The organism is Paenibacillus sp. UNC496MF (assembly GCF_900113915.1).
In the GTDB taxonomy this organism is placed as follows: domain Bacteria; phylum Bacillota; class Bacilli; order Paenibacillales; family Paenibacillaceae; genus Paenibacillus_Z; species Paenibacillus_Z artemisiicola.
In genome coordinates this window covers 31,401-53,206 of record NZ_FORE01000021.1, presented here as the reverse complement: position 1 = coordinate 53,206, position 21,806 = coordinate 31,401, and the positions used below count along the sequence as shown (strand labels likewise).

Genomic DNA, 21,806 nt, shown 5'->3' with positions numbered 1-21,806 from the left:
CCTTTGTGAAATCTGAGTGCACGATCTTGTCCCGTTAGTTGTTGCCGCCTTCGATGCCTTGCTCCCAACAATGTATTTTTAGTTGACTGGGGTAATTGAAATAAGTCGGGGACGCTGCAATAATCTCTTTTTATATTGAATGTCATATATTTTATTTCTTTCGGTCAATAGATTTGAAAGATCAATACTTATTGATATTTCCCTACTATGATTATCTTTATCTTGGATAAGTATATTGTGACTCCCAGCAACTAATAGTGTAACTCTCTCGCCATTCGTAGTATCAAATAGATGCCAACAAATAAATAAAATCAGGCTTAGAGGAATAAGTGTGGATTTTATGGCATTTAAATTTATGCTTTTACTCAAATCATCACCTCAAATTAATTGAAAACCATATCGACTTTGCGGGAATTTCTTATAACGTCTTTTCTGCGGAATTATACACAGTGACGTTAGTTATTCGCGAAACCATTCAACTATCCTGCCCGTTAACGCAACGACGGCAGCTGATCGGTCAAAGTTATCTGGACCTAGATTTAAAACACGGGACTTTTCCCTTGGTTCATTTATCCAATCTAAATAGTGGAGATAAAGCCTTCGAAGGGTTCGACTCAATCGAGGAGATGGCAGCCTCTCGTTTACGCCGGTGTTATCAAATTTAATACCTATCTCTTGCAATAGGCAGAAAAACGGTAAATGTAGTCCCTTCATCAGGTTGACTCGCAACGCGGATGAAACCGCCGTGGGCTTTTACAAAATGATGGGCAATGGATAATCCGAGTCCCGTACCGCCTGTATACCGCGAACGTGCTTCGTCTACTCGGTAAAAACGATCGAATAGATGGGGCAGCTTTTCTGCCGGTATTCCAATGCCGGTATCGATTACCGAGACACATGCATAGCACGCATTCCCATCTAAGACCCGGTCTTCGACTTCAACCGTAATCTTCCCTCCATACGGCGTGTAATGAATCGCATTGGTCAGCAAATTAAAGAAAACCTGCGTGATTCGTCTCGCATCGGCCATCACGATAATTGGCCTCGAAATCGTACTAAGGCGCATGTCCAATCCGTTTTCTTCCGCTTCGTATTTCACGTCGTCCACGATTCGTTCTAGGTGTACCGTCATATCGATCGGTTTGCGATCGAGAGACAATCGGCCCGCTTCGGCGAGCGACAATACATGAAGATCGTCCACCAGCTGGCTGAGCCGGATTATCTCATCGTGAATCCGAAGCAGCATTACCGGCGGGACAGGATGACCGGCCTGCTGATAATTTTCAAGTTTAAGCTGCATTATGGACAGCGGAGTCCGAATCTCGTGAGCAACATCGGCTACCAATCGTCTGCGGGCTTCTTCAGCCTCACGCAGGCGTAACGTCATTTCATTGAACGTTTTGGCGACTTTCCCATACTCGTCTTTTGTGTCTACAGGTACTTTGACGTTCAGGTCGCCCTGCGCCACTCGCTCTATGGCCGCGATTAGCTTTTTGAGCGGGAGGGTAAGCACCCCCGATATCCAAAAGCTGAAGAACAACCCGATCGTAACAAAAAAGAACAAGCGCACGCCGTGCGTGACATTAAGCAGTGCGTTCAGCCGCATATTGTCAAGGAAATAAGATTTAAAGATTTCAAGTTGCCCCTCTGGCGTGGCACTCAAATAGTTGGCGTCGATTTGTTCCCTTTGAAATTGCTCGATTAAGCTGCCTGTGTAAACTTGCGTTGTTAGAGAGAAAGTGATACTTACAATGAGCACCAGCAGTACCATACAGGCAAATATTTTCATACGTACTGTTAACGTCATGATTGTTCACCAAATCGGTAACCGAAACCATATACCGTTTGAATATAACGAGGATTGGCCGGATCATCTCCCAGCTTACGGCGAAGATTCCGGATATGGGAATCCATCGTTCTTTCGTATCCCATGTACTCATCCTCCAAAGCCACTTTTAACAATTGCAAGCGGCTGAAGACAATGCCGGGGCGAGCCGCCAGCGTGAACAATATTTTGAATTCGGTTGGTGTCAATTGGATTTCCTGACCGTCTTTGAATACCTGACATCTAGCCTCGGAAATGATCAGGTTATCTCTTTCCAAGAACACCGACCTGTCTTCAGGTCCGCGCAAGCGGCGAAGTAAAGCTCGGATGCGCGAAGCGAGTTCCCGCAAGCTGAACGGCTTCGTCAAATAATCGTCCGCGCCGATTTCCAGACCGACGATTTTATCCGATTCATCCGATCGGGCCGTGACCATAATAATACCGCAGTTCGAGAATTGCCTTAATTCGCGGCATACGTCGATGCCGTTTTTCTCGGGGAGCATCCAATCAAGCACAACGAGATCAGGCCGTTCAGACCGGGCCATCGAAAGTGCTTCCATGCCGGTACAGGCGGTCAATACCCGAAACCCTTCACGTTGCAGATAGGTGTGCATCTCCTTAAGCATGCCCGGTTCGTCTTCCACAAGCAACAATTTCGGTTCTATTCCAATCACATCTTTCCAATTTAGTCTGCTTCCATTGCAAAAGCACACCGCTTACCGAAAATAATACCGTGAAATAGCACGTTCTTGTATAAATCCACGCAAAAAGAGGAGGATCTGCATAAGTTCTCGACATTTGTAGAGTAAACTGGCACCAAGAACAAGAAGAACAATTACTGGGGGGTGGGATCCAGAGAAACGTAATGTTTGAAAGTTGAAGGAACTTCGAACGGTGTATGATCTCGACTGAAAGAGCGCTGTTTGAACTCGGCGTTATTAATGAAAAAAGGGGTAGTTAACAAATGAAAATGAAGCTAGTTTCATTCGTATTACTTTGTGCACTTCTACTTGTTCCGACTATTGCCTCTGCTGAAGCGAGCAGCGGTAATGTCGGATACGGATTAACCCCCGGGCGGCTCTGGTCATTGGTGGATGCGGTGTTGGGGCTGATCAGCGCGACCCTCGCTGGGCTGTCTCTGGCCCGCTCCGCCGGCCGTTTCGGCACCGGCAGCGGGCGACGTGGGGCCATCATGGCTATGGTGATGGGACTGATCGTTATAGCTTACGCTGGGGTGCATGTGATCATATTTCCCGGTGGTCCCGGCACTGGTGACGGGCGAGTCGGGGCCATCTTTGCCCTAGCGCTCGGGCTGACTAGCATGATTCTCGGTAGGATAGCTCTAGCCCGCTCCCGCCGCAAGGGCTGATCCGACCCTGATTCTGGTCATGTGAACTTGAGCATCAGGCGGGTACCCCCCAACTATTGTTTTGGAAGCTACCGGTCACTATCAGGCGCCACTACTTCCCAACTGGGTGTTTATACTGCTATAGCGTCCCGATAGCTTAATCTTTTCCCCGGTGGAATTATTAAACTAACGGGACACGATAGCTCAATCATGACACGACGGCAGCCGGCTTTATAACAATCGGCTGCCGTCGTTGCGCTAACGGGCAGGATACTTCCACTATGTGTTAAAATGGTGCTGTTTCTATACTGATCTGAGAAGGCGGGGGCATGCCATGGTGCCTAGCGGCCAAGCTCCATGTTCCTCGGGGATCACATTGAGCCCGCGACGCCCGCGCTCTTCACTTTTTCAAGTGAGCATGGGCCACGCTGGCGAATGCTCTTTCAGGTTACATTCAGGATAATGTCCTTAAGTTCAATCAGAGTCTTGATTCGATAGCTGGCCTGTGAGAAGTCATGTGTTTTTGTGAAGTCGTTATGTACTATGGCACAGTCGATACCAGCCGCCACGGCTGATTGCAACCCTCTGTTTGAATCCTCCACAACCAAGGTCTCTTCTTTAGTAGCTCCGAAGCGCTTTAAGCCGGTCAAATATGGTTCAGGATGCGGCTTGGTGCACTCGTAGTCTTCGCGAACAAGGATGAAATCCATGAATTGTCTAATCTGACGATTCTCATGAATAAGTTGAAAATCCACACGTTTTGCAGTCGTCACGATTGCCATGCGGACGTACTTTGATAGTTCGGCTAGCGTTTCCACTACGCCTTCGATCTCTATGGCTTCTGTTCTTAGATAGTCCTGATAATAGACGTTGCGGACTTCACGCTGTTTGCTTATTGTCTGTTCATCGATACCTGCCGCCTTAGCTTGCGACCAAGTGCCCCATGACTGGGTCATGTCGCGGAGATATTGATCCTTATCCAAGGTAAATCCAATGTCAGCGAGAGCGCGTTCTCCCGCTTTGTAATACCAGAATTCAGTATCAACCAGGACACCATCATGATCGAAGAGTATGTACCTTTTCATGGTTTCGTTCTCCTTTGTCAACCATGTGTGGCTGCCGTCGTGTCATAATTGAACTATCGTGCTCGTTAGCATAGGCCGCCGACGCCGGCAGGCTATTATTTGTTGTGCTATCGTGTCCCGTTAGCTCTTGCTTGTCAATGCTTACAAAGCTTATCATCGTTGCAATCAAAAATGTCGACCAAGTCGATTGTTCACTGTATTTTTTGATAGCCCTGTTGAAACCAAATAAACATTCCCTGCTCCGTCAATATACGTATGTAATAGTTTGTATTTGTGCTTCATCGGACTACTTCCTTTCTCCGCTATAGTCGTACATAAATTTCACCTCATTCATGACACAATGTTCTTGGCTCCGACGAATCGAGACCATACAGTTCTATATTCACAAATTAGAGACATCATTGCTTCATAGAGGAGTATCTTCAACCGCTAGCGAATGATTATAGCAAATAAATCCAAATAAAATGAAACGAGTGACCGTGATGACTTTTCCAATTTGGGTTGATCTTGGTTTTATTAAGCTGCACCCGCATGCGGTTTTCGAAGCACTCGCATATTTTATCGGCTTTCGCGTTTACCTTTACACTCGCAGCAAGGACAAGCTTCCTATCGTACAAGGTATGTGGATCATCGTCGGTGCTATTCTTGGAGCTGCCATCGGTTCTAAAGTATTGTATTGGCTTGAGGATCCCTTGAGGACAATCGAGAACTGGCACAGCTACACCTACTTAATGGAGGGCAAAACGATAGTCGGCGGATTGTTAGGCGGGCTGATCGCCGTGGAGTGGACCAAGAAGTTCGTCGGCGTTACCCGTTCCACTGGCGACGATATGGCGCTTCCAATTATCATTGGCATGACGATCGGCCGTATCGGTTGCTTTATGACCGGGCTTGATGACCATACCTACGGCACACCGACAACTTGGATAACGGGTATTGATTTTGGCGATGGCACTCCCAGGCACCCTACACAGCTTTACGAGATCGCATTCTTACTTCTTCTTTGCGGGTTGCTCTATCGATGGAAAAAAAAAGCAACATTTCCTGACGGAGCTATTTTCCAACTGTTTATGACGGGGTATCTCACGTTTCGCTTCGCTGTCGATTTTATAAAGCCGACCCCTCATCCTTATTTCGGACTTAACAATATTCAGCTTGCATGTCTCGCTGGCCTAATCTATTACTTGGCTTTGATCTACAAGTGGTTAAGCCAACCGCAACGCTTATATCGAAAGGAGTTGTAACAATGACAACGAAAAACAGACCCTACATTTTCTACGAGCTTACGAACAGCATCTGTTCAAAATGTCTGCGCAAGGTTGAAGCGAAAGTCATCATCGAGGACAATCAAGTGTTCTTACTCAAGTATTGCGGACAGCACGGCCGGGAGAAGGTTCTCATCGCAAGCGATGCCGACTACTATAAGAGATGCCGAGAATTTCTGAAACCCGCGGAAATGCCGCAGCAATGGAACACACCCATCCGTTACGGCTGTCCGTATGATTGTGGTCTTTGTCCGGATCATGAGCAGCATAGTTGTCTGACGCTGGTTGAGGTAACAGAACGGTGTAATCTGCAATGTCCGATTTGCTATGCAGAATCCTCACCGCATAATGGCTCATGGCGCTCGCTGGAACAAATCGAGGCCATGCTCGATGCCATTGTCCGCAATGAAGGCGAACCTGACATTGTGCAAATTAGCCGGGGAGAGCCCACCATTCATCCGCAGTTTTTCGAAATATTGGACCTCGCCAAAAGCAAACCGATCAAGCATATTATGGTGAACACCAACGGCCTCCGCATTGCTCAGGATCGCGGCTTTGCCAAACGGTTAGCCGAATATATGCCTGGCTTTGAAATTTATCTGCAGTTCGACAGCTTCCAGGAGGAGGCGCTGCTCGAACTTCGCGGAGTTGATTTGCGCGATGTTCGCCGCCGTGCGCTTACGCATTTAAACGAATTCAATGTCTCGACCACGCTGGTCGTTACGCTCAAAAAAGGGTTGAACGATCATGAAATCGGCGACATTATCCAGTTCGGCCTCAAGCAGCCTGCCGTACGTGGCGTGACCTTCCAGCCAATCCAAGCAGCTGGTCGATTGGAAGAGTACGATCCGGCAGTGGATCGTCTAACACTTAGTGAGGTGCGGCAGGGAATTATTAATCAATCCGGTGTTTTTCGCGCGGAGGATATTATCCCGGTGCCTTGCCATCCTGATTGTTTGGCGATGGGTTACGCCTTGAAGCTAGGCGAGGAGGTGCTGTCGCTTACCGGATTAATTGATCCCCAAATATTGCTGGAGGGCGGCCGCAACACGATCGTGTTTGAGCAGGATCAAACACTAAAATCGAACATATTCGAGTTGTTCTCGACGGCTCATTCACCAGCCTCTTCCGCGCTCTCGCTGAAAAGCCTGCTCTGCTGCTTGCCGATGGTCGCTGTGCCCGACAAGATTAGTTATGACAATGTGTTTCGTGTCATCATTATGCAATTTCTAGATCCATACAATTTTGATGTACGCTCTGTCAAAAAGTCCTGCGTGCACATCGTACATCCCGATGGACGAATCATTCCCTTCGACACGTACAACATGTTCTATCGTGGAGACCAAGAGAAGAAGTTAGCCAAGCTACGAGATGAATATGACATGCGCCCAGGAGGTAGGGTCGATGACTGGAATGAATGATGAGGAGAACAAGAATACAGAAGTCACCCCGCAGGCCGAATCACCCGGCCACACCAAACAAGTGTGGCTCGGAATCGGGCTATTGGCCGTTCTGCATTTATTGCTTTTTCTATTTCCTTTTGCCTTCTTCTTTATCAGCATTGCGCAACTCGTGTACCTGATTCCTGCTATCCTGGTTTTTCACAAAAAAAGCGGTATCGTACAAGGATTACTGATCGGTGCAGGTATTACATTTCTATTGAACGCTGCCTGCTTCGGTCTCCTCGCTAGTGGCTTATTTCGTCTCTCACTATAAATAGGCATTCGCAAGGTCAAATAGTTTGTAAGAGCCTGGTTCCAAGAAAATCCGATTTTGACCGAGGAAGCAAAAATCCAACCCATTTGCGATGAATTTCAGCCCTAGAATCAAACAGGACAGCGAAGGAATCGATGCGACCTTCCATTTCTTGTTCCAATTTGAGCCGACGTCGTCACCGCCCATACCTTGAATGAATTCTATCGGATGGAATGACTTACTATATTACACTCACTAGCGGAACAGGCTGCCAACTTGAATGCTCCCCTTTAATTAGAAGTCAATAATGCGGAAAGCTAGCCCGTTAGCGCAACGACGGCAGCCGATGGTTCTGAGGCCGGCTGCCGTCGTGTCATGATTGAATTATCGTCTCCAGTTAGCTTAGACTTTCAATGTAAATATGGTTGGATTAACAATACAAGACCAATGCATGCACATATTGCAGTTCCGATTCGGGAAAATAAAAAATAAGCAGGTGAAGGTTCTCTTGTTGCCTTCCACCCTTGAGTTATATTCCAAAATGTCTTGGGTTTTATGGTGGCGAACAATGCAGCTCCTGTCCAAAGCACAAGAAATATTGTAAGGAATACAGAAATTACTTTGACTTCAGGTGGCACCATCCAATTCCCTCCTGATTCACACAATACTCCTAATAATTTCAAATTTCAATCCTTTGAATGACCACGTTGAACTGCCCGTTAGTTTAATAACTCGAACTGCTGTTTTTGGGGCTTACGGGATAGAAGTTCTTGTCGTCCGACAATAGGTAAGGACATACCGGACTCGAACATAAGAAAAACCGCCGGGGCTCTGCCTTGGCGGTTTAATTACCGTTGATCTAATGTATATTCTTTGTCAGCACCTTCAGACGGTCCGACTTACACAGTTTTTGTCATGAATATCAGTTAAACACAATCGATAATTAGTTTATAGTCTAACCATATCCGGAATTTATAAACATCTAGCATCTACTTATTGGACTATCGTGTCCCGTTAGCTGAATCGCGCGGTTACTGCCATTGGGATTCAGGAGTGCATGGGGTGGCATGGCGGGTTTGCCATGACGGGTTTCATATCCACATAAGCAGATTATTACAATATTTTAACCATCTCATGCCCGATTTCTTCAAACACGATATATTCGTGCGGAATATTCAATGAATTTAAATATAAATGTAAAATCTCATTATCGCAAAACAATACATCAGCCGTTCCGACATGAATTTTTATATGTAACTTAGCGCGTATTTTTTCCGCGTTTTGACTTATCACATATAACACATTATTCTCCTCTACATACCTCTCTTCTCTCATCATATTCTCATATAACTCGGCGGCTTTTTCCGGCTCTTCCCCCACACCGTGGTAATCTTTGTGATAATAATGGTGGTATGTGCCTGCGTAGGCAGTCACCGAACCAAACAGTTCGGGATATTTAACAGCATAATAAAACGCCATTCCGCCACCCATTGAAAAGCCAGAAACGGATCTGTTTTCACGCGTCGCGTTCGTCCTGTATTCACGGTCGATATGCGGTATCAACTCGTTAATAATCATAGATTCAACGGGCAGATTCTCAAAATCTTCGATAACGGGGGAATTATTTGGGAAAACGGTAATCGACTTCTTGTTTGAATAAACCTTTTCCAATGTCCATATGTCGCTTGTTTCGTTGCCCGTCCACCCGTGAAGATGGTATGCGACTGGGTATTTTTTTCCGCTTTTTTCGTAATCAGGCGGAAGATAGATATTATAACCGATTTCATGACCGAACAGTTCACTATAAAATGTTTTATGGGTAACATTTTCAGGTGATTCTGTTGGTCGATTTATATAATTCATTTTATTTTCGCTCCTCGCTTATTAAAAATTGCCACGTCCGTGATTTAACTAAATATTTGTATTCGGGTTTAGTTGGGTTATTCCTTTGACCTGCCCGTTAGCGTAATGAAAAATGGAGCAGCTGCCCAAGGCAAACTACTCCAAAATGTGTTGTGCGATAACGATTCGATTGTATTTCTCCAGATAACGCGCAAAAGTTCATTCGTTTGGAGGAGCCCGAATGGGCAAATCGATAGCGGAGGAATAAAACAAAGGAGCAGCTGCCTCGGCAATCTGCTCCTTCTATCGTTGAATAATCGTTCCCCGTTAGCCCTTCATACATCTCTTATACTACACCACAAAGCATAAAAGTCAATTCGTTCTTTCATGGTAGTTGACTCATTAACCAACGGAATTCGCGCACTATCCGAATAACCTTCGAGTTTATTACTTACTCAAGCTATGCATAGTTCCATCCGCGTAGTAGGTGAATAACTCACCTGTGTACTTATCAACCAAATACTGATATTCATAAGTAACATTCTCATTGGATGCCATGAATTTGTAGAAACGAATGAATTGAGCACCGTTCGCTTCAATAGTCACGCCGCTCCCTACTTGTTTTTGTACAATAGCCTGAGCCGACTGTACATCGAACGCTTTCTCGCTTGCAGCATGTTTTTCCTCGACAACAACTACTCGAGCAAAGCCCTCCCATTGGACGTCCGTACCTAGTCCTTTTGCAACGAAGCTAATCGGAGCGTAGCTGAGCCCATCGATAACTTTAGCCGGTACATCAAGTTGAACAGACCTTCCATTGACATATGCTTGCGTGTTACCAATCGTAAATTGTACGGTATCATTTCCGCGTTTAATAATAATAGGCTGATTCATAGCTGTGAATTGTACGGTTGCATTAAGCTTTTCGCTGATTATCCGCATTGGAACGAGAACCCGTCCATTATTGTTCACTGGATGTGCATTGCTACTATACTTGCCGTTAATCATAAGGCGGCTTGCCGTAATAGACGGCTTGTCGGCGCCTGCGGGAACGGCCGCCCCGAAGCCGGGAATAGCCAGCGCGAATTCGGGAATTCCGGTGGAATACGGCGCGATTTCACCTTCCTGGAAGATGATGTATGCAACGCCTTTATGGATGTAAAAAGCCTGATCATCGGCAATCGTTTTGAACGTTCCCGGGAAGAAGCCATCCGGGCGTTTGGCGATTTGAGCCAGAACTGCACGATTGACGACGGTTTTGTAGTCCGACCCGAACAGGTCCTTCAGCTTGATCGGGGACGCATGTTCTTCGTTGCGGATGTTGTAGCTCGTAGCGATTGTGCTGCCGTGTGCGCCGCCTATGTAGGTATACGTGTTGACGCGGAACGATAATACGCCGCCTGCGGCCGCGCTGCCGTCCGAGAACAGCTCGCTTCGGACCGTAATTTCGTATGGCCCCCGGAAGGAGCCGTCGTTCAAGGCGTAATCGTCCTTCGCTTGCTTCCCGATTTTATCGGCTGCCTCCTTGGCGCTGGCAGCCAGGTTGGCGTTCAGTGTATTTTGGTACGCGGAATCCTTCATGCCGGTGATGACCGGTACCTGCAGATCGGTTTTGAGCTGATCCGTCGACTGCTGGACGCTGCGATATGTAATATGCGCGGCATCGGAGGCCGGCTGGACGGAGGAAACGACAGCGATCGGTACGGCTGTCCTTTTGACGTCCGCGGCGAATGCGCACGGGGCGGCGGCGCTTAAGAGGAGCGCGGTACCCATCAGGGCGGCAGCGGTGGTTTTGACGGCGTGTTTGAGAGTGCGGGCATATGTGCGGTTACGGTCGGGTCGTTCATCGCCATGTTTTGTCTGAAGCTAACTATATCAGCAGCCTCCGTTTTGATTGTAACAAAACGGTAACTAGACGGTTACAAGTGGATCGACGCGGCCGAGAGTTAACGAAATTCGGAATAAACCCTTAATAATCCAATTTCTTCATTGCACTATACTGCCCTTTACTTCCGTGGAAAACGGCAGCTGATCGTTAGACCAGCTGCCGCATATCGTAATTGAAAGCCCGTTAGCGTAATACGTCAAAGGAGCAGCTACATTGCAATCTACTCCTTCTGTCATTGACCTATCGTACCACTCACTCACCCGTTACGTAACGATCTGTCGATTATTTAGTAAATTGAATAATCAATTTCATCTCCATCTGGAGTAACTAATTGAAAAAGAATGGCTTCATTTTGATTATCAAGCTTCATGTTCGTTTTATTAATTGTTATCGCTTGTACACCTGTTCGCTGCGGTCTGGCAACGATGACTACTTGATTCCCTTGTGTCACAACACGTTCTATCCTGGCTTGCATTACAACGACGACTACTTCGTTTATCCGTTTCTCTTGAGTTGCACCGTTCTGCTCAACGTCAATATCTTTAAAACCTAAGTTTTGAAAGAAATCATACAAGTTTGACAACCCGACCAAAGAAGTTGTAAACAGCCTGTGCTGCGCATAGAACAATCTTAAAGGCATGTACGCCCAACGTCCCCCTGAGTAAGTACTGTGCCATTGCTCGTTATATAACGGTCTTTGCCACTGTGGATCATTCAAGGGAACTCTAAACGGCAGTTGATAGCCTCTTTGCATTACTTCGACTGTTGATTTCACCTTTGACGGAAATGGACGTTGAACAAATGGAGACTGAATATCTCTTGCTATAGGAGGCTCTAACTTTTCTAGGCGCCTTAACAGTTCCTCATCCTGAGTCTGTGATGGCTGAACTTCTGCAGCAGAGGCAGTTACCGCCTGATTAGGTTCGAATTCAATTCCTTGAATATATGTCACCGTGGCAATTACTACCATGCCAAGAATAAATCTCAAATGTAATTCCACCTTAACTTCTTTATTACCTACAGCATCAATATTCCCCAAGAAAAAGGTGGTATTCAATTGCACTTATCTGCCCGTTAGCGCAACGACGGCAGCCGATCCGGCTGCCGTCGTGTCATGATTGAACTATCGTGTCCCGTCAGCTTAACGGCACATACCGCCAGGTCACTCTCTTGCGGCATTACTGTCTTATTACGAGGATGTCTTGAGGCGGTCTGCCAGTGTTTTGGATTTGGGAAATTTGGGAATTTGTAAGGTTGCGTCCTACCAAAATAAACGAAGACGTGACGTTGTTAAAGTTGAAATTGCTCAAGTTTGCTACGCTTTGGCTGCCACGGAACACACGGAAAGATCCCTGAAAATTAATTCGCGAAAACAATACAAGTGTGACTTCAGAGCTCTGGACCACATTTCTGAGACGAAAACTCGAGAGAACGTTGTTAAACCGAAACGCGCCAAGATCACGAACCGCAACTCCCCCACGTCTGAAGAGAATCCGGCGACCGGAAAAATTGATGCCGGACCAAAGAGCAAGACGTACATCACTGTTTGCCAACTATATCACTCCTTTTCTGAGGATGATATAGTGTATTACTAGTTTCAAAGATTGGCATAATTCAAATGCACAGGATAAAAATTTTTTCAGGGTCTCCAGCGGCGCGGTTTTCCATTTTTCCGCAATCCCAACCGACCCTTGACTTCAATGGAAAAGAAGCAGCTGCCGCGGCGGTAATCGGAACTAGTTCGGTTACCAGGGGGCTGACCGTGGAGTAGCGTGGGCGGAGGACGGGCGTACCAGGCACGGCTCGATGTCAGTCTTCGATTACCCGGTAGACGTGCTCCAGAAATCATGGATAAGCCGTGCCTCCAAAGACAAGCTCTACGCGACGATTGTCCAAGAGTTGATGGAAGACGCGGTGAGCGAGATCGATGACAGCCGGCCGCTTCCGGGTACGCCCTACGAACAGATTAAATGGCAAGTTTTGAGCCGGAAACAAATACATAAAAGAGCGAACACCTTAGGAATGTTCGCCCGATAAGCAGTTGTGTATTTTGGGCTCTTCGGAATTTTTAGAGCTTCATTTGGATTCCACAATACCCAGCGGATTAGGCGTATCCATCAACGCTGCACACGCTACAGTCCAGGCGGAGTCTCCAGGGTAGAGCGCTGTGCGGAGATAGGACCAGACGAGCGCTCGCAGCGTAGCCACGCGTTCGGGATTTTCATCGGTCGTTTCCTTCGCGTCGTATGTGGAGATCCCACCAAGCCCGTGCTCCGCTCCGAACAGCGTCAACAAGCATTTGGGGCCAGGGCTCTGGAAGTATGCGTCAGCGCGCCAATCCTTGCGATCGGAGAACGCAGAACTCCAGTCGTTCTCACCCACGATGACGAGGGCTGGCGTTGTCATTGTGGCGAAGCTCGTTGTCCCCAAGATCGGGTAGTGCCCGGTTGCGAACGCTGCGAGGTCCCCTCCTTTGCCTGGCGCAGCCATCAGTACCCCCACCTTGATCCGAGGGTCGGCGAGATTCACTTCCGTACCATGGACCGGATCCGTAGCCACCTGACCACATAGCATGCCTACCGTATGCCCCCCCATTGAATGCCCTACTGCGGCGATCCGGCTCCGGTCTAGACGCCCGCTGAGCCCTGGAACAGCATCCTCGATCTGGTCGAGGTGATCGAGGATGTAGCGCATGTCCTCGGCTCGGGACCGCCAATACAACGGTGCCTCTGGGTTGTCCGATTCACGCAGGCCCAGCATCTTCGAGTCCAAGTGAGTGGGCTGGATCACGACGAAACCGTGAGCTGCCCAGAAGTTCGCGAGGGGGCCGTAGCCATGTAGGGATGAGACGAAGTATGAAGGCCCGTGGCCGTGCGACAGAAGAATGACGGGCAGGTCGCTCCCTGTGGAGGGCGCGGAGACCTTGATCTGCAGATCCACAATCCGACCCGGGACCGGCAGCACGACGGGGCTGAAGGCCGTGACAGGTGTGGGATCGTTGACAGGAATACCGGCTGCTTCCGTGAACGGCATGCTACTGGGACGATCTCCCTTTGCTTTCTCTTGCATCGAGACACTCTCCTTTTTTTGCAACGATGTGCGTTCCTTGCAATACGGTTAATGGTTGACGTATTAACCGTAGATAAAGGTAGCACATCGCGGTTGACACGTCAACCAAAATACTATCGTGTCCCGTTAATTTAAGACATAGGGACCATCGCCAGTATCGATTGTTTTTAAGAATTTTTTCATGAGTTCATTCGAAATAATTAGAGCTTGTTCCCTGGCAATAGCAGGTCCTGCAAAGATCAGGCCATCTACACCATTCCATCCACTACGCGGTAGATACATAATAGAGCTGAAATCAGAGTTCGCAAATAAGACACCGTTGGAAAAAGTTTTGGGTTGGGCATGGCCTCCTGACTGGCAGCCCTCATTGAACTATCGTGTCCCGTTAGCTTAACAACCAAGTGGTTAATAGCTTATCACCCTAGAATGGTCCTCCATGTTCTCATTGCTCCATTTCCACCCTCAGAGGACGTTTTTTTAGATCACTAATTTTGACATCTAAATTGCAATCACCACAATGAAAATAATACGTTCTCTGATATAAATCAGCATCATGATAAGTTAAACCGCTTATTTTAAGCTTATCTTTCTCCAGTGACACATCATAATACTTTTTTTTCAATTGTCCATCACATTGAGGACATACCTTCTTATAAAACAATAGCTTAATGAGTTCTTTAGGCGTAAACGTTCGTCTTGTCACTTTAGGCATGGTTGTCCCTCTTTAATTTTACTTCTAAACTTTATAAAACGGCACCCAAATCGGCTAACTTTTAAGCGTGTCTATTGCGATAACGTGTCCCGTTAGCTTAACAGATTACGGATATATTTAATCCAACGGGGTTCGTAGGCTTCACTTACAGGGAGCCCAGTATAATATTTGTGGTACGGATCCATCTCAAATTGTTTCATGAGACCTTCAGGTATTTCATACTTAACAATGACAGAAGTTGAACTCGACTTTAAATAAAATTCATTACACGGTACACACAATAATGTCAAGGATTCTTTAGAACCGTATGCATAAACGTTAAGCTCTTGATTACATATAGGGCAATGAATAATTCGCTTACGGTTTAACCAATCAAGGAGCGATTTCAATAATACCGCCACCCTTCGCCTTAACTCACCGTTATCCATTATGAGCAGATGATTTGACTATCGTGTCCCGTTAGTTTAATGATGTATGTTCTCAAGGCGTTTATAAAATTGAAAGTAACTTTTTAAAGTCTTCCTTTGTAACTTTCGCATACTTGGACTTATCTTCTATGATCACTTCTAATAAGTCTTTCTTTGGAGAACGCCAAACTGAGTAAGTTACTGGTATATAAAAATTGTTTGGTGCGATATTGAGTATAACAATTTTATAATCTGGTTGTCGGGACATTGATACTTTTGCTTTTTCCCACTGCAAATTTATTAAAATATCCGTTACCATTTTTACCGTTTTAATATCATCAATCTTCTTATAATCAATGTAGTTCTGACCTTCAGGTTTACTGATACGAAGATTCAAGTAGTTACTTTCAATGTTCTTTACCTCTACTTGTTGGCTAAGTTGTTCTTTTCCACAACCAATTAGCAATATGAAACTACATAATACAAGAAAAATCATTGTTTTCTTAACCATTATGTACACATTACCCCTTTACAGGATTATCCTTTTTATATCAGACGATAACCCCACCTGAATGTTGCAACTTTATAACTATCCTGCCCGTTACTTCAATGGAACGGCAGCCGATCGTCTCCCGGCTGCCGTTGTGTCTCCATTAAACTAAAGTGTCCCGTTAGCTTAATAATGCTTTTTCATTTTGTCCATCAACTCCACTATTTTAAAACAAAATGACGGCGAATAAAGCACCGTAGGTGTAGATTCTAGGCTCAACGTTCAAGGGATCTGATTTTTCCAAATAGGTGTACATGATCAACCCGTATCCGTTCTTATCGAAATGAATAGTTGTCTCCTGACTCTCTTTCGGAACGGGAATCGTTTCATGTGTAAATGTGATTGTACCCGTAAATTTCCGTAAACCTTTCAAGCTCCTAGACCAATTACCTTTAATTCTGACTGTTTCGGGTTGAACGTTGTTGCCGTTCTCTGGTCCAAGTTGGTAATTCACTCCTTGGATCGACACGTCAATCGAACGGCTGTGTATATTCATTCCTATAAAAAAAGAGAGCTATGACGAATGCCAGGAGCAACAACGAAATAATAACAATCTTAATCTGTTTCTGATACAGACTTAATTGCAATAAATTTCACGCTCCCCTAATACATTATTTTTTCTTATAAATCAACCTGATGCTTTTAAGCCCTCAGGAAGCACCAAATATCTTGAACGGGTCTTCTTCCCATACTTTACCACAAAGTACTGTGCTAATCTGCCCGTTAGCAGAACGACGGCAGCCGATCGACCTAACGCCGGCTGCCGTCGTGTAATGATTGAGCTATCGTGTCCCGTTAGTTCAAACCCTTGTCATAGATATGGTACTAATGAACATTATTCAAAACGAGTTAATCTACAAGGAAAGCTGTATTCTTCAACTTTAAGCAAGATCAGGGCCGGGAACCCTGTAACAAGTTGCATCTCGGCCTTTTGTTTACGAAGACTGATTCAGGAATGCTTGCGTGCCTATCCTCCATTCAATATCTCTTGAAGCAGGCGGACCTATGACTACTGTTTGGTCGATAGGCTTGAGCACATCAGCAAGCTGGGCCGCATTCACGCCATAGATCATCTGGAACACCTCGGGAGGTGTCATTCTAAGGATGTCAGACCCGAATACGACCTGCGTGGCATTATTATCGAAAGCAGACACAAAGTGGGTGTTATCCATCGTCGCGGTTTGCCAATGCCACCAGCCCATCGGGATATACACCGTCTGGGGGGGCTTGACGCGGTAACTAAGGATTTGCCGGGAAAATGGATTAAGAATGGAGACGGCAACTTCTCCTTGTACTACGTATTGAATTTCGGATGCATTAGGATGCCAATGGGGCTCTACGCTATGGCCGTTACTCAGATAAACGTCGAGTAAGCCTAGGTTTTGCATTACGGGTAACTGCTTAGCGAATTGCTGAAGAATGAAGTTTTGAGCGTTTTTCTGGAATAATGGTGCTGTACTTAAGTCAAAAGATAAATTCAAAGAAGGAGAACTAAGGGCGTCTATGGCGCTGTCGGTTGGCACTGTATCCCTCGTTTCTGGATTGGATAATTAAAACTATACATAATATATTCACGTGCCCAGATATACGTGCGGCATCCAAAAAACTGAAATAGAGACGTTCAGATTCATGCCATAATGAAGACAGTGTTAATTATTATAATATTTTTGATTACTGCCCGTTAGCGAAACGAAATTTTGTTGACTCCAACTATCTCAGATAAAGAAATTCTATTCAATAAATAAAAAAGCGAATTTTATACGACTTGTATAGATGTTCTTGTCGGCGACAGCATGGTGGAAGATTCGATTGAACGCAAAAAGTTCCGTCTCATTACGAGACGGAATCGTTCGATCTACCGGCCATACCTGCTATTCCTTCTTCGGTCGCTGCATGTCGGCAGGCTCTACGGTCAATGTGTCGGATACGTCCGACTGCTTCTCATTCAAGAAGAAGCTCGTTTCTTCATGCGCCTCCAAATCCTCATATAATGTATCCGGATCTCCGTCCGTTTCCACATTTCTACTTTCGCGGGTCATACAGATGGCCTCCTCCGTAATGCTTTAATTCACGAGTGCAGCTTGAGTTACTGCTCGAAATACTCCTTAAGTGAATCGTTGCTGGCTTGAATCATAAATAGGATCACATCCCATTCGCCCATCATTCGACGTATCGATAATAAATCATCCGCCTCGACATAGTTGCTAATATCATTCAACATGGCGAACACCAGCGCTTCTTTGGCTAGAGTAAAACCCTCATCAGTTCCGGAATTCAGTCGATACTGCCCGTAATAACGTCTGAAACGTTCCATGAGCGTTTCGTTTAATCCCGTAAATAAGGAAGCGGCAACTTGTCCCTCCGTGTCAGCCTGCCCCTTATTAGACAACGATATACCTCCAGAATACCGAGCTTTCCCCGGTAGGTAAACAGCTGCTCTATTATGCTAACCTGCCCGTTAGCGTAACGAAAAAATGGAGCAGCTGCCGCCGGCAAACTGCTCCAAGATGCATTGAACCATCGTGTACCGTTAGAACCGCATAATACCCGGCATATTCGTAATGCTGAACTGTAACAATACTTTGCATATTAGCGTTATAAAGATAACTCCCAAAGAATAGGTGAAAGAGAGGCGTTAATTGAATGAAAAGATTAATATCCGCTTTTCTTTGTATAGTTTCATTTTTTGGCTTTAGTCAACTCAACAACGTATCCGCAGCTACTCCTACTAATACCTCATCATTGCCAACCTACTCCCTTGTATATCTAAAGGCTGGACCGTACTATATTCTGTACGCTCACCCCACTGCTCCATTTGTAGATCAAAATGATCGGTTACTAATTCCTCTTCGAACGTTTGATGAATTGTTCGGTGGAAGTGTCTCCTATCAAACTAATACCAAAACTGCACAAGTTATATGGCAAGGCCATACCTTTAAATTCGTAGTGGGTTCTGAGAAAGCCGAAGTGGATGGAAAAACCTTTTCCATGGATACAAAACCTGTAATTAAAGATGGATCAATCTCATTGCCTATACGTTTGTTTTTAAACACCACGAATCTAAAATATCACTGGGATAGTGTGCTTCGTGTACTTGTTTTAGACGATGAAAGTATACTTGTAGGAAAGCCTCTCATGGATTTTAAGGGAAACGATCTCTATCCAAAAAATATTGACAATGTTCTACAAATTGAAAATTATACAATAAAAAAATCCCAAAATGGTAATTTTCAATTGAATATTACAGCTAAAAACAAGTCAGGGAATGACATTCCAGCCGGTAAAGCAGATATTCATCCACTTGTGTCTTATGGTAAAGTTTTTGGCGGTTTTGCAACAGATTCCTATAGTCGTCCAAATTACCCTGCTATCTCCGAAGTTAAATCCGGTGAAGAAGTAACGGTAACTCAAAACTTCCCATTACATGATGTTGAGTATATTATTACTGTCGCTAGAATTTTTTCTTAATAATTATAGAATGAGTTTAAAGACTGGCCACCCCCATAAGGATGGCCTTTTCTATTTGCCCAATGACGACAGTCAATCGTTATCAAGTCGGCTGCCGTCGTATCATAATTGAGCTATCGTTCTCCGTTAGCTCAGTCAAGTTTTTTCGATTTCGACCCTTACAATCGTTTTCCATGTTTCAGGTAGATGACATTGCATAGCTGGTGTCAGATAAATTTCTCTTCGATTGCCTTTGATTCGGTACCCTTGCTCTTCAATATGATTTTCAATTTCTTGTAGAGTTGACTGTGTATCACGATAATGTCCAACATGAAGTTTTTTGAGCACATATAGTGAACTCTTCTACTACAAACTTGGTCTTAGGAACTGTTTGTCCACGTAAATTCTTCTCGACATTTGCTCTTGCCTCTTCGTAAATTTCCGAAGTCATACAATCTGGAACTTGCATCATATGAGTAACGTTATATTTATCATCATCACTTTTACTACGCCAAATGATCTCGGGGGGCATTAACTTAAACTTATATCCCATTGAGTTCTTTGTTATTTGCTTCAACTGGTTCACTACTTTCCATACAATCCACTGTTCATCTAATGGTTCTGGGCGTCCCGCCCAGTTCATATGGAAAGCTGTTCTCATTTCTTGGGATACATATTGCATCTTAGGAACACGCAAAATTTGTACTGGTCCTGGTTTCACAGAGTAAACATGAGGATAAATCTTACGATTATCATGAGTGATAAGTTGAGCAGTTTCCAATATGGCAACCTCCTAATAAGTGGTTTCGTTTGACTGTCATTATAAAGCATTCACAATGTTTATGTAAGAAATTTCTATTCGAGAATTCTGCCCGTTAGCGTAACGAAAAAATGGAGCAGCTGCCCCCCGGCAAACTGCTCCAAGATGCATTGAACTATCGTGCCCGTTAGCGTAATCAGCTTTCCTGACGCTGTTTTTTGAACGTTTCCCGTTAACGTCACCGTTAGTTGAGATCCGACGGCTATCGGACGCCTGGTCATTTTAGATGTTGCTTGATGAAAAGCGCAGCACGATCAAGGGCGTGATCGGCTTCATCGAGGATACCGGCGAACGCCTGGAAAACATGCGGGACGTCGGCCGTAACATCGAGGACCACATCCACGCCTGCTTCTCGTGCACGATCAGCCATCTGAGTGGAGTCGTCAAGGAGTACCTCGTTAGTTCCGACTTGGAGCAGAAGCGGTGGAAATCCGGTGAGATCTGCGAACCTGGCGGGGCTCAAGAGTTCATGATCCGGGTCCTGTCCAGCGAGGTACATCGCATCCGTGTAGTTGAAACTCTCACGGGTGAAATACGGGTCGATCCGGGCTTTGCTATTCATACTCGCTCCAGAGTGCGTCTTATCCAGACCTGGCGAGAACGCCACCACTGATGCTGGCATCGGTAGACCAGCGTCCCGTGCCATGAGGCAAGCCGAGACAGCGATACCGCCACCTGCAGAGTCACCTGCGAATGCGATAGACGCGGCCTCGACTCCATTGTCCAGTAGCGCGCGATAGGCAGCGAGCGCATCGTCCAGCGCCGCAGGGAACGGGTGCTCCGGAGCAAGACGATAGTCGAGCGAGATGGACCGGATACTGGTCCTTCTAACGAGGTTCGCGGTGAGGGGCATAGCAGTATGGGGAGAACCCAGTACGTACGAGCCGCCATGAAAGTAAAGGATCGTTCCAGGATTGAAAGCCCCTTCGGGTTCGACGAGCACTCCGGGTCGATTACCTAGGTTCGTCGGCGCGGTCCGCACACCCTCAGGTACTCTAAAAGTCGCCATCATGGCAGCGAAGCCTGCTCGCATCTCCTCGATGGTTTGTGGGTTGGACGGTCGTGGGAGCCGTAGCATTGCATCCACTGCCTTACGTTGTTCTCTACTCATTTGATGTCCTCCATTAAACTATTTCTTTCGAGATGTAATATACTAATTAAATAACCAATAAGTAAGTACGAACTTTAAAGTAACGTAGTATCTAATTCGTAACTAATGGAGTGTTGTATATGAGTGGATGTCCTGTGGAGGCAACTCTCTCGGTAGTCGGGGGGAAGTGGAAAGTCCTTATTCTTTGGAATCTAGTTAATGGTACAAAACGCTTTAATGAACTCGACGTTCCATTTCGCAAGTGACTCGCAAAATGTTAACTGAACAACTCAGAGAATTGGAAAGCGATAAGTTAATCGTGAGAAAGGTTTTTCCGGAAGTCCCGCCGAAGGTGGAATACTCACTAAGCGATTACGGTAGAACATTTATCCCTGTCATGCAGGCAATGGCTCAGTGGGGGATGACTCATATTGAAAGTAATTCTTGATGTCCCAATCAAGAGTAACAATGATGCCAGACTATGGCTGGTTGAGCCTTGCCAACTATATTTACCGTCTTGTCCTAACCAGCCCATTAACTGAATGAAGGCAACCGATCATAACTGGTCGGCTGCCTTCGTATCTTTGTTGATCTCTCCTGCCCTTTAGTTGAATAGTGGCCATTCGTATATTAAAAAATCGGCGATAAAGTTCTCTTCTACGCTCTCCGCGGAGCTGCGCATAAATTTGTGCCTGTATAATCATCGCCAACATACCGTTTTACGCGTTTCCACTGTGACAGCCCCAAAGCCCTGGGGCGTTAT

General features: G+C 45.7%; 21 protein-coding genes and 1 pseudogene. 6 read left to right on the top strand and 16 right to left on the bottom strand.

Annotated features, from left to right (window positions below; translation table 11 throughout):
• Positions 1-661: 661 nt before the first annotated feature.
• Both BMZ79_RS30965 and BMZ79_RS30960 read right to left on the bottom strand, forming a co-directional pair.
• Positions 662-1,807, bottom strand: coding sequence for a sensor histidine kinase (locus BMZ79_RS30965; RefSeq protein WP_090648356.1), 1,146 nt, complete (start codon positions 1,805-1,807; stop codon positions 662-664).
• On the bottom strand, positions 1,804-2,490 hold the full coding sequence (locus BMZ79_RS30960; protein ID WP_090648580.1) for a response regulator transcription factor: 687 nt from the start codon (positions 2,488-2,490) through the stop codon (positions 1,804-1,806). The genes BMZ79_RS30965 and BMZ79_RS30960 overlap by 4 nt, the downstream gene beginning before the upstream one ends.
• 299 nt (positions 2,491-2,789) lie before the next feature.
• Between BMZ79_RS30960 and BMZ79_RS35445 the strand changes: the two genes are divergently transcribed.
• Positions 2,790-3,194, top strand: a complete 405-nt coding sequence (locus tag BMZ79_RS35445; protein WP_090648353.1) for a DUF6223 family protein — start codon at positions 2,790-2,792, stop codon at positions 3,192-3,194.
• Positions 3,195-3,616: 422 nt separating this feature from the next.
• Here the strand turns inward: BMZ79_RS35445 and BMZ79_RS30950 are convergent, their stop codons facing one another.
• Positions 3,617-4,258, bottom strand: coding sequence for an HAD family hydrolase (locus BMZ79_RS30950; RefSeq protein WP_090648351.1), 642 nt, complete (start codon positions 4,256-4,258; stop codon positions 3,617-3,619).
• 464 nt (positions 4,259-4,722) lie between these two features.
• On the opposite strand from BMZ79_RS30950, the gene BMZ79_RS30945 reads away from it, so the two are divergent.
• Genes BMZ79_RS30945 through BMZ79_RS30935 form a run of 3 tightly spaced genes read left to right on the top strand, consistent with a single transcriptional unit; the run spans position 4,723 to position 7,239 of the window.
• Positions 4,723-5,502, top strand: coding sequence for a prolipoprotein diacylglyceryl transferase (locus BMZ79_RS30945; RefSeq protein ID WP_256253262.1), 780 nt, complete (start codon positions 4,723-4,725; stop codon positions 5,500-5,502).
• Positions 5,503-5,504: 2 nt separating this feature from the next.
• Positions 5,505-6,944: a radical SAM protein gene (locus tag BMZ79_RS30940; RefSeq protein ID WP_090648347.1), complete on the top strand. Its 1,440-nt coding sequence runs from the start codon at positions 5,505-5,507 to the stop codon at positions 6,942-6,944.
• Positions 6,928-7,239 carry a hypothetical protein gene (locus BMZ79_RS30935; RefSeq protein WP_090648344.1) on the top strand — a complete coding sequence of 104 codons (312 nt, stop codon included), beginning with the start codon at positions 6,928-6,930 and terminating at the stop codon, positions 7,237-7,239. Before BMZ79_RS30940 ends, BMZ79_RS30935 begins: the two co-directional genes overlap by 17 nt.
• Positions 7,240-7,628: 389 nt before the next feature.
• Here BMZ79_RS30935 and BMZ79_RS34890 read toward each other — a convergent pair whose 3' ends face one another.
• From BMZ79_RS34890 to BMZ79_RS30890, 11 genes are all read right to left on the bottom strand, one after another.
• A complete protein-coding gene (locus tag BMZ79_RS34890) occupies positions 7,629-7,859 on the bottom strand; it encodes a DUF6199 family natural product biosynthesis protein (protein WP_218154846.1) in 231 nt (76 codons plus the stop codon).
• A 472-nt stretch (positions 7,860-8,331) separates the two neighbouring features.
• A complete protein-coding gene (locus tag BMZ79_RS30930) occupies positions 8,332-9,081 on the bottom strand; it encodes an alpha/beta hydrolase (protein WP_090648342.1) in 750 nt (249 codons plus the stop codon).
• A 426-nt stretch (positions 9,082-9,507) separates the two neighbouring features.
• Entirely contained in the window at positions 9,508-10,833 is a 1,326-nt protein-coding gene (locus BMZ79_RS30925; protein WP_090648339.1) for a stalk domain-containing protein, read from the bottom strand.
• 401 nt (positions 10,834-11,234) lie between these two features.
• Positions 11,235-12,005, bottom strand: a complete 771-nt coding sequence (locus tag BMZ79_RS34025; RefSeq protein WP_143089181.1) for a hypothetical protein — start codon at positions 12,003-12,005, stop codon at positions 11,235-11,237.
• A gap of 121 nt (positions 12,006-12,126) precedes the next feature.
• Positions 12,127-12,501: a hypothetical protein gene (locus BMZ79_RS35755; protein WP_090648333.1), complete on the bottom strand. Its 375-nt coding sequence runs from the start codon at positions 12,499-12,501 to the stop codon at positions 12,127-12,129.
• 523 nt (positions 12,502-13,024) lie between these two features.
• Positions 13,025-14,017 carry an alpha/beta hydrolase family protein gene (locus BMZ79_RS30905; protein WP_218154844.1) on the bottom strand — a complete coding sequence of 331 codons (993 nt, stop codon included), beginning with the start codon at positions 14,015-14,017 and terminating at the stop codon, positions 13,025-13,027.
• A 442-nt stretch (positions 14,018-14,459) separates the two neighbouring features.
• The gene (locus BMZ79_RS34020; RefSeq protein WP_143089180.1) at positions 14,460-14,729 is read right to left on the bottom strand and encodes a hypothetical protein; all 270 of its coding nucleotides are present in this window, start codon (positions 14,727-14,729) and stop codon (positions 14,460-14,462) included.
• Between the two features lie 489 nt (positions 14,730-15,218).
• Positions 15,219-15,647 (bottom strand): hypothetical protein, encoded by a 429-nt coding sequence (locus tag BMZ79_RS30900; protein WP_090648328.1) that lies wholly within the window; start codon positions 15,645-15,647, stop codon positions 15,219-15,221.
• 974 nt (positions 15,648-16,621) lie between these two features.
• Positions 16,622-17,209: a cupin domain-containing protein gene (locus BMZ79_RS30895; protein ID WP_090648326.1), complete on the bottom strand. Its 588-nt coding sequence runs from the start codon at positions 17,207-17,209 to the stop codon at positions 16,622-16,624.
• A 348-nt stretch (positions 17,210-17,557) separates the two neighbouring features.
• A complete protein-coding gene (locus BMZ79_RS34600; RefSeq protein WP_177222437.1) occupies positions 17,558-17,725 on the bottom strand; it encodes a hypothetical protein in 168 nt (55 codons plus the stop codon).
• A 47-nt stretch (positions 17,726-17,772) separates the two neighbouring features.
• Positions 17,773-18,075, bottom strand: a complete 303-nt coding sequence (locus BMZ79_RS30890; protein WP_090648324.1) for a hypothetical protein — start codon at positions 18,073-18,075, stop codon at positions 17,773-17,775.
• 254 nt (positions 18,076-18,329) lie between these two features.
• Between BMZ79_RS30890 and BMZ79_RS30885 the strand changes: the two genes are divergently transcribed.
• Positions 18,330-19,154, top strand: coding sequence for a copper amine oxidase N-terminal domain-containing protein (locus BMZ79_RS30885; RefSeq protein WP_090648321.1), 825 nt, complete (start codon positions 18,330-18,332; stop codon positions 19,152-19,154).
• A gap of 292 nt (positions 19,155-19,446) precedes the next feature.
• Here BMZ79_RS30885 and BMZ79_RS34015 read toward each other — a convergent pair whose 3' ends face one another.
• A complete protein-coding gene (locus BMZ79_RS34015) occupies positions 19,447-19,914 on the bottom strand; it encodes a hypothetical protein (RefSeq protein ID WP_143089179.1) in 468 nt (155 codons plus the stop codon).
• Positions 19,915-20,170: 256 nt separating this feature from the next.
• Positions 20,171-20,962: an alpha/beta hydrolase gene (locus BMZ79_RS35750; RefSeq protein WP_371263828.1), complete on the bottom strand. Its 792-nt coding sequence runs from the start codon at positions 20,960-20,962 to the stop codon at positions 20,171-20,173.
• A gap of 221 nt (positions 20,963-21,183) precedes the next feature.
• On the opposite strand from BMZ79_RS35750, the pseudogene BMZ79_RS30875 reads away from it, so the two are divergent.
• Positions 21,184-21,491: pseudogene (locus BMZ79_RS30875) on the top strand (winged helix-turn-helix transcriptional regulator).
• Positions 21,492-21,806: the final 315 nt, after the last annotated feature.

Bases quoted from the DNA above. Each gene is read 5' to 3' on its own strand.
- BMZ79_RS30945 (WP_256253262.1), top strand. From the start codon at position 4,723: ATGAAACGAGTGACCGTGATGACTTTTCCAATTTGGGTTGATCTTGGT.
- BMZ79_RS34020 (WP_143089180.1), bottom strand. From the start codon at position 14,729: ATGCCTAAAGTGACAAGACGAACGTTTACGCCTAAAGAACTCATTAAG.
- BMZ79_RS30905 (WP_218154844.1), bottom strand. From the start codon at position 14,017: ATGCAAGAGAAAGCAAAGGGAGATCGTCCCAGTAGCATGCCGTTCACG.
- BMZ79_RS30900 (WP_090648328.1), bottom strand. From the start codon at position 15,647: ATGGTTAAGAAAACAATGATTTTTCTTGTATTATGTAGTTTCATATTG.
- BMZ79_RS30950 (WP_090648351.1), bottom strand. From the start codon at position 4,258: ATGAAAAGGTACATACTCTTCGATCATGATGGTGTCCTGGTTGATACT.
- BMZ79_RS34600 (WP_177222437.1), bottom strand. From the start codon at position 17,725: ATGACCCGCGAAAGTAGAAATGTGGAAACGGACGGAGATCCGGATACA.
- BMZ79_RS30935 (WP_090648344.1), top strand. From the start codon at position 6,928: ATGACTGGAATGAATGATGAGGAGAACAAGAATACAGAAGTCACCCCG.
- BMZ79_RS30965 (WP_090648356.1), bottom strand. From the start codon at position 1,807: ATGACGTTAACAGTACGTATGAAAATATTTGCCTGTATGGTACTGCTG.
- BMZ79_RS30940 (WP_090648347.1), top strand. From the start codon at position 5,505: ATGACAACGAAAAACAGACCCTACATTTTCTACGAGCTTACGAACAGC.
- BMZ79_RS30885 (WP_090648321.1), top strand. From the start codon at position 18,330: ATGAAAAGATTAATATCCGCTTTTCTTTGTATAGTTTCATTTTTTGGC.
- BMZ79_RS35445 (WP_090648353.1), top strand. From the start codon at position 2,790: ATGAAAATGAAGCTAGTTTCATTCGTATTACTTTGTGCACTTCTACTT.
- BMZ79_RS30925 (WP_090648339.1), bottom strand. From the start codon at position 10,833: ATGGGTACCGCGCTCCTCTTAAGCGCCGCCGCCCCGTGCGCATTCGCC.
- BMZ79_RS30930 (WP_090648342.1), bottom strand. From the start codon at position 9,081: ATGAATTATATAAATCGACCAACAGAATCACCTGAAAATGTTACCCAT.
- BMZ79_RS34890 (WP_218154846.1), bottom strand. From the start codon at position 7,859: ATGGTGCCACCTGAAGTCAAAGTAATTTCTGTATTCCTTACAATATTT.
- BMZ79_RS35750 (WP_371263828.1), bottom strand. From the start codon at position 20,962: ATGGCGACTTTTAGAGTACCTGAGGGTGTGCGGACCGCGCCGACGAAC.